The organism is Streptomyces pinistramenti, assembly GCF_020564935.1.
GTDB classification, from domain to species: Bacteria; Actinomycetota; Actinomycetes; order Streptomycetales; family Streptomycetaceae; genus Streptomyces; species Streptomyces pinistramenti.
Genome location: NZ_JAJCXB010000113.1, coordinates 1 through 7,137 on the forward strand (window position 1 = coordinate 1; position 7,137 = coordinate 7,137).

General features: G+C 71.8%; 5 protein-coding genes. 2 read left to right on the forward strand and 3 right to left on the reverse strand.

Features of this window, described 5'->3' with window-relative positions:
• Nucleotides 1-580: hypothetical protein (locus LIU39_RS34380; protein WP_227050909.1), on the reverse strand; the 580-nt coding region annotated here is incomplete at its 3' end.
• A 532-nt stretch (nt 581-1,112) separates the two neighbouring features.
• Here LIU39_RS34380 and LIU39_RS34385 point away from each other — a divergent pair.
• Nucleotides 1,113-1,409 carry a hypothetical protein gene (locus LIU39_RS34385; RefSeq protein ID WP_227050910.1) on the forward strand — a complete coding sequence of 99 codons (297 nt, stop codon included), beginning with the start codon at nt 1,113-1,115 and terminating at the stop codon, nt 1,407-1,409.
• Nucleotides 1,410-1,558: 149 nt separating this feature from the next.
• Here the strand turns inward: LIU39_RS34385 and LIU39_RS34390 are convergent, their stop codons facing one another.
• Together LIU39_RS34390 and LIU39_RS35420 are read right to left on the reverse strand one after the other, a co-directional pair.
• Nucleotides 1,559-3,064 carry a glycosyltransferase family 39 protein gene (locus LIU39_RS34390; RefSeq protein WP_227050911.1) on the reverse strand — a complete coding sequence of 502 codons (1,506 nt, stop codon included), beginning with the start codon at nt 3,062-3,064 and terminating at the stop codon, nt 1,559-1,561.
• Between the two features lie 224 nt (nt 3,065-3,288).
• A complete protein-coding gene (locus tag LIU39_RS35420; protein ID WP_227050912.1) occupies nt 3,289-5,991 on the reverse strand; it encodes a D-alanyl-D-alanine carboxypeptidase in 2,703 nt (900 codons plus the stop codon).
• Nucleotides 5,992-6,230: 239 nt separating this feature from the next.
• On the opposite strand from LIU39_RS35420, the gene LIU39_RS34400 reads away from it, so the two are divergent.
• Nucleotides 6,231-7,007, forward strand: coding sequence for a GOLPH3/VPS74 family protein (locus LIU39_RS34400; RefSeq protein WP_227050913.1), 777 nt, complete (start codon nt 6,231-6,233; stop codon nt 7,005-7,007).
• Nucleotides 7,008-7,137: the final 130 nt, after the last annotated feature.

Consider the following 7,137-nt stretch of genomic DNA (forward strand, 5'->3'; position numbering starts at 1 on the left):
CGCCGGTATGGGCAGGCTGGGGTTTGCGGGCCTCGTCGAGGGTGAGGTTCCACAGGGTCATGCGGCCGTTGTCCCAGAGGTAGTCGGTGACGCTGACGTAGCGCGGGTCCTTGGTCGGTTCGCGCACGGCGAGGTGTCCGGCTGCGAGTTCGACGCCTGCCAGGACCCCGCGGAGGGCCAGTACGCGGGTCACGACCTGGTGGCGGACGCTGTAGACGCGCAGGTCGCTGGTGCGGCTGTCGAGGTCCACGACCATGATCAGGTCGGGTTTTCCGTCGCCTGTGAGGTCGTGCAGCACGGGCCGGCGGACGGATTTCGGGGTCGGCGGCGGGCGTCCGTCGTCGGTCAGGTCGGCGTCGAGGACGGTGAGCGGGTCGGCGTCGGCCATGTTGCCGCTGGGGATGTGCGGGACGCCCGGCACGGCCTTGAGGACGGCCGGGTTCTCGTCCCGCCCGAGGGGTGCGGGCGAGTGATCGGCCCACAGCGCGAGCGGCGCCTTCACGTCCCTGGCCCGCCCGTCGCTCTGCAACCCCTCCAGCCCCGCGCACCCCGCCACGAGAACGAGCGGGGCCAGCGCCACGAGGGTCACCCTCGCCCGCCGCATAAGGCCACCGCCTTCCCTGGGGCCACCCTCACCCGTCGCCACACGCGGTCACCGCCCTCCCCTGGAGGCACTTTCGCCGGGGATGTGCGGCGCACCGTGGGGAGGCCGTACGCGGGTGGCGAAAGGCGTGAGCGACGGCGCGCGCCCGCCGGCCATACGTCCACGGAGCCGGCGTCCCGGACGTCCCGGACGCCGCCGGGCAGCAGTGCGCAGGGCGGTACGCCCCGCGTAACCGTGTGCCCTGGTGTCCGTATGACCCTGCTCATACCGGTACATAGCTTGACCAAGCTACCCAAGATCGTGACGGGAGGAAGGTTCAGGAGGGCCATTCCGTGACAGGACCGCGCCAAGAGATCTTGGTGACTGTTACACGATGGAGGGATTGTCGTGAAGATCTCTCCGTAGCGTTGCCGTGTCAGTTCGGCCGTGGCTGCCGCCGCAAACCGGTGGAGCCGCCTCGCACACAGCTTTCGGCGGACCCGGTCCGCCCACGACGAGGAGTACCCCCATGCCGGCCCAGCGCCGCTCCGTGATCCGTACCGCCGCCGTCGCCGCCGGTGCGTTCGCGCTCCTGCTGCTGCCCACGGGTGCCGCCTTCGCGGCCGATTCCGCCGTGCCGACCAGCAGCCGTACGTCGATCATGCTTCCGGACGAAGGATTGGCCGGGCTGGCGGAGAAGGCCGGGCACCTGCCCGCGGCCGGTCTGCTCGGCGGCGTCGGTGCGCTGGGCGCTGCGGCGGTGGGGCTGTCGGTGCGGCGGCGACGTCCTGGGACGAGTGGGACGGCGGCGCGTCGGTCGGAGTGAGCCAGGAGTGAGCCGCCGGCAACCGCGGCTTCGACGGCTTCGACCCAATGGCCGGGCGGGGAAACCCTCCCGGCCATTGGCTTGGGCCCGTTCCCCCGGGCCCACGACGGACAAGCCAGTGGTCCCCCGCCACAGAACGACCGCCACCCTCACCTCCCCCTCCCCGCACACCCGCCGCTCCCCATCCGCGCATACACCGCCACCCGGGCGCCGTGTACCTCCGTGCTGCGGCAGAGGACGAACGCGTTGTGCAGGGTGGTGCGTTTGGCGATTTCCTGGTCGTTGGTGTCGGTCGGCTGGCCGTGCGGATCACCGGCGACGACGAGGCGGCGGGTGGCGAGCATCCGGTTGCTGATGGTGTCGCCGGAGCGTTCGGTGCCGTAGAGGGTGTGGGAGGCCACCGGGCTGCGGTCCAGGGCGAGGTCGCGCAGCTCCTGGTAGTCGTCCGGATGGGCGGCCGCCCAGATGCGGCGTCGGGCGGGCATGAACAGCAAGCCGTCGCCGGGCGCGGCCAGTTCCTGTACGGCGCGGGCGACGGCGGTGGCGTCGTCGACCCGGCTGTCCGCGCTGCGCAGGTGGATGTCGACGGGCAGCAGCGCCGCGAGGACCAGGGCCACGGCCAGGGATCTGCGGAGCCGCCGGCCGCGGGTCTGGCCCTGTTCGCCGGACGGGCGCAGCACCCGGGCCAGGGCGGCGCCGGCCAGCAGGGCGAAGCCGGCGACGTAGTAGAGGACGTAGCGGTCGACGTAGGCGGGTTCGGCGTGCGAGAGGAGGAACAGGAGGAGGGTGGGGAGGAGGAGCAGCGGGAGGCCGATGGCGCGCAGTCCGATGGGGCCGCGGGAGCGCACCGCCACGCGCGAGCAGCCGATGCCGGCGACCGCGAGGACGGCGAAGGTGAGCAGCTGGATGGGGTTGGGCCACATCAGCCAGCTGATCTGTGCCGTCTGCCGGGTGCTGAAGACGGCGAGCGGTGCCAGTCCCGCGAGGACGGCGAGGGCGGCGTATGCCCAGGTCCGCAGGGTGCGGCGGGGCAGGCGGCCGAGGACGAGGGCGATGCCGTGCACGGGCAGCACCAGCGAGGCGAACTCGTGCAGCAGGCAGGCGAACAGCATCAGGGCCAGGTAGCCGCTCCACAGCAGCCGGTGCGGCCTGCCGGGTGCGCGCCGCGCTTCGGCTGCGGCCCGCACCAGCAGGTACGTGGCCCAGACGACCAGCGCGCAGACCATCGCGTAGGAGCGGCCCTCCTGCGCGTACTGCTGCACGACCGGGATCAGCGCGAAGGTGACTCCGGCGGCCAGTCCGGCCCGGCGGCCGACCAGTCGCTGTCCCAGGAGGGCGACCCCGGCCGCGGCGGCGGTCATGGCGGCGACGGAGGGCAGCCGCAGCCCGATCACGTCCTGGCCGACGGCGCCGCCGAACGCCGTGCCGAGGAGCCCACCGGGCCCGAGGATCTTGTCGAAGACGGCGAACCAGGCGTGCATCAGGGCGTAGTAGAGGCCGTGGACGACGTCGGCGTGCTGCAGCGTTGCCCAGAGGTCGGCCGGGCTGCGGTGCGCCATGTCGTAGGTGACGGCCTCGTCCCGCCACATGGCGTCGTCGCGGCGGATGCCCCACATGCCGAGGGCCAGCATCAGCGCGGCGGGGACCAGTGCCACGGCGCTCCGTAGCAGCGGCGCCGCTCGTGCGGGCGAGCCGGCGGGTACGTAGGGCTGCTGCGCTTGCGTTACGTCGATGACGGACTCCGGCACGTACGGACGCATTGCCTGGGGAACTGAGGGGGCGAGGGGGCCGGGGGGAACTACGGGGTGTGCAGGGCCCGTTGGTTCCTCGCGGGGTTCGGCGGGCGGGGCCCGGTCGGCGTGGACCGGGCCCCGCTGCGCTATCCGATCCGGGTCAGCTTGGCGCCGAACGTCGGCTCGGTCAGGTCCTGCTGGAGCGCGACCGGCACCTTCTGTTCGCTGGCGCCGCTGCCGACGGTCAGCGCGCCGACCGTCGTTCCGGCCTTGGCAGTGTGCGGGACGCCCTTGCCGTCGTCGCCGATGGCGAAGGTCGCCTTCATGCCGGGCCAGCCGACCGCGGTGAGGTCCTTGGTCGCGACGACCGGGGTCTCGCCGCCGAGGCCGTCATCGACGTAGCCGACGACCTGCCCCTTCTTCACCACGGTGTCCGAGACCAGCGCATCCTTGGTCGCCTTGATCACCTTCGCGCTGTTGTCCAGGGCCAGCTTGAGGTGGGCGTTGGGGTCGGGGCTGTTGGTGCGCTGGTCCATCGTCACGCCGAGCAGCAGCTGATCCTTGCCGCCCACGGTGTGGTACGCCGCCCACATGAACGCGCCGCCGGCCGGCGTGCTCGAACCGGTCTTGATGCCGCGTACGGCGGGCGACATCGTCGTGAGCAGGCTGTTGTTGTTGAAGAGCCGCTCGGGCAGGCCCTCGATCTGGACGTTCTCGGTGGCGACGACGGCGCGGAAGGCGGCGTTCTTCATCACCTCGCCCGCCAGCTTGAGCTGGTCGACTGCGGTGCTCACGGTCGACTTGTCCAGGCCGCTGGGGTCGGTGTACGTCGTCTTGGACATGCCGAGCTTCTTGGCGGCCGCGTTCATCTTCTTCACAAAGGCGGCCTCGCTGCCGGAGTCCCAACGGGCGAGCTGGCGCGCGGCGTTGTTGCCCGAGGGGATCATCAGCATCTGGAGCATCTGGTTCTCGTTGAACGTCTGCCCCTTCTTGAGCGGCACCCGCGACTCGTCCTTCTTCTTCGAGTCGGCCTCCGCCTGGGCGTCGATGGTGATCGTCTCGCCCTTGTCGGACTTGTTCTTCAACGGGTGGTCGCGCAGGATCACGTAGGCCGTCATCACCTTGGCGACACTCGCCGTCGGCACGGGCTTCTCCTTGCCCGACGTCCCCAGGCTGCCCACCCCCACGACCTCCGCCGCGGACTGCCCCTGGTCGGGCCAGGGCATGGCGAACTTGTCGCCCTTGAACGTGAACGCGGTCGACGAGCCGACGGCGAGCGTCGGGGCCGGCAGCGGCCGCGCGGCCTGGACGACCACGAAGATGACCGCCAGCAGGATGACCAGCGGCGTCCAGATCTTGAACCGGCGCACGACGGTACGGAACGTGGTCTCGGGCGGCGGCGGGGTGTTGGTGAGCTGTGCGAGCAGGTCGAGCGGCGGCAGCGGTTCCTGGCGGGTCCGCTCGGCCTCGGGGACACCGGGGGTGTCCGGCTGCGGCTGCCGGGCGGCGGTCGCGCCGGTGGCGGCCGCGGTGGCTCCGGTGACAGTGGCGGGCGGCTGTTCGCCGGCGTCCTTCGCCGGGGCGGCCGTCGGCTTCGCGGGGGCAGCGGGAGTCTTCGCCGCGGCCTTGTCGGCCGTCTTGCCGATCGACTTCTCGGCACCGATGTCGTCCGACTTCAGCGCGATGAACTGGCTGGTGCGCTCGGCTTCCTTCTCGGATTCCTTGCCGGATTCCTTGCCGGATTCCTTGCCGGATGTCTTCTCGGGCTTTTTCTCAGCAGCCTTGTCGGATGCCTCGCCGGAGTCCTTCTTGGGCGCCTTGTCGGATTCCTTATCGGACGTGGCGGGCTTGGCGTCGGCCTTGCTGTCGCCGGCCGCGGCGCCGCCCTCGGCCTTGTCCGCCTCGGCGTCGTCGGGCTCGGCGTCGTCGGGCTCGGCGTCCGCCTCGGCCGCGGGCTTGCCGGCGAGCTTCTCCGGCGGGGTGATCTTGAAGGCGGTGGTGGCCTGGTCGACCGGCGGCTCGGCCGGAGTCTCGGCCGATGCCTTGGCCGAGCCCTGGTCCGGAACGCTCCCGCTCTCCGGCTCGCTCCCGCCGCTCTTCTCCCCCTTCTTCTCCGTGCCTTCGCTCTTTTCCCCGCCCTTGCCCTGCGCCTCGCCCTTGAGCTTCGCGACGGCAAAGACGCGCGTGGTGTCGTCGGCCGGTGCGTCATCCTCGCCGGGCTCCGCATCCAGTGTCTTGAACACCGCCGTCGGCTGGTCCACGACCTCGGCCGCAGCCTTGGGCTCGGCCTCACCCTCGGTCTCCGCACCAGGAGTGGCACCGGCAGTGGCCGCGGCAGCGCCCTTCACGTCATCGCCCGCACCGCTGTCCGCGTCGCCATCCGCGCCGTCCGCAGTCTTTGCTCCCGGCTTTGCGGTGGCGGCCTCCGCATCGCTCCCGGGCCGGTCGGCGCCCGCGCCGTCCCCGGGACCATCCTCGGCTTCGCCCTCGGGCTCGTCCCCGGATTCGTCCTTGCCTGCGACCCACGCAGCCACGACGTCCCGCAGCCGGCCCTCGTCGCCCACGCCGCCCGCCTCGGAAGCCCCGGGCGCCTCCGGAGTCCCGGACGCCTCAGAAGCCTCACCGGACGCCTCACCGGACGCCTCGGCACTCCCAGAGGCATCACGAGCCCCGTCGGCCCCCGCCGGCTTGTCCGCCGACGCCTCCGGCTCGCCAGCCGACTCCTCCGGCCCCTTCGCCGGTTCGTCCGGCTCCCCACGGAAGACGGTCAGGCGCGGATCGCTTCCGCTCCGCGCCGTCTGCCCCGACGACTGCTTCTTGTCCGACTTGTCGGGGGACTCGCCCGCCACCGATGTCTCCTTCGTACGTCGCACTGCTGCCTGGCCCAGTGTTCCCAAGTGTCCTGTGTCCGCGAGGACGCGAGGGCGCCGCCATGCGTTCCACCCACCGCCGCACCCCACGGAAGGTGTCGCCGACGTGCTAGACGAGAACGACATACCTACCGGTTCCCTATCGAACCCCCCACGCACTCTCGACAGATGAATGTGAGAGGGGTCACCCTGTCATTCATCCACGCGGGGAGGCATGGATGGGCAGGAGCCGTAGAACAATTCCGGAGGAGCTTCTGCTGCTCGCTTTGGACCCGACCACGGGCACCACAGCGCAGCCGCAGTCGCTCGACCTCGGCCTGGCCGGGGCCCAGCTAGTAGAGCTGGCTCTGGCAGGACGGATAGCCCCAGACGGGGATCGTATCGCCGTGGTGATGCCACGGCCGACCGGAGATCCGACTCTGGACTCCGCGCTCGAACTGCTGCGCCGACGCGGCAGCCCGGTGCGCGCGGTCCACTGGATCGGCGGGCCCCGGCTGGGGCTGCGCCAGACGTATCTCTCGCATCTCGAACGCTGCGGCATGGTCCATGCCGTGGAGGGGCAGATGTGCGGGGTGCTGCCGACGACGCGCTACCAAGCGACGGAGACGGCCATCAGCCGGGAAATCAGGGCCCGGCTGGACAACGCGATCCGCACCGGCGTACCACCGGACCCGCGGACCGCGGCACTTGCCGCGCTGGCCCATGCGGTCGGGCTCGGCAAGCATCTCTACCCGGGGAACGAAGGGCGTTCATCGCGCTCCCGGCTCCGGGATCTGATCCGTCACGACCCGATGGGCGGCCTGGTCGCGCACGCCGTGATGGACGTGCAGAACGGTGTGGCGGCCCCGCCGCGACGCCCTTCGGCACCGGGTTCGGCGGCGGGCGCGGGCCACGGTCCGACGCGGCAGCCGGCGGGCCGTGCCACGGAGCCGTCCGGCGTGCCCGTCCAGCCCCGGCACGGGCGCGGGAGCATGGCCCGGGTCGGCGCGAGGTGAACCGCACCGGCGCACGGTGAACCGCGCAGGCGCACGCTGAGTCTGCGCGCCGGGCCGTGAACAACGCACCACCGCAGCACCGCAGCACCATCCCCACCGGCCCGTTCGGGAGCCGCAGCAAGCGCGGGGT

Coding starts and splice junctions, on each gene's coding strand:
- LIU39_RS34385 (WP_227050910.1), top strand. CDS start 1,113: ATGCCGGCCCAGCGCCGCTCCGTGATCCGTACCGCCGCCGTCGCCGCC.
- LIU39_RS34400 (WP_227050913.1), top strand. CDS start 6,231: ATGGGCAGGAGCCGTAGAACAATTCCGGAGGAGCTTCTGCTGCTCGCT.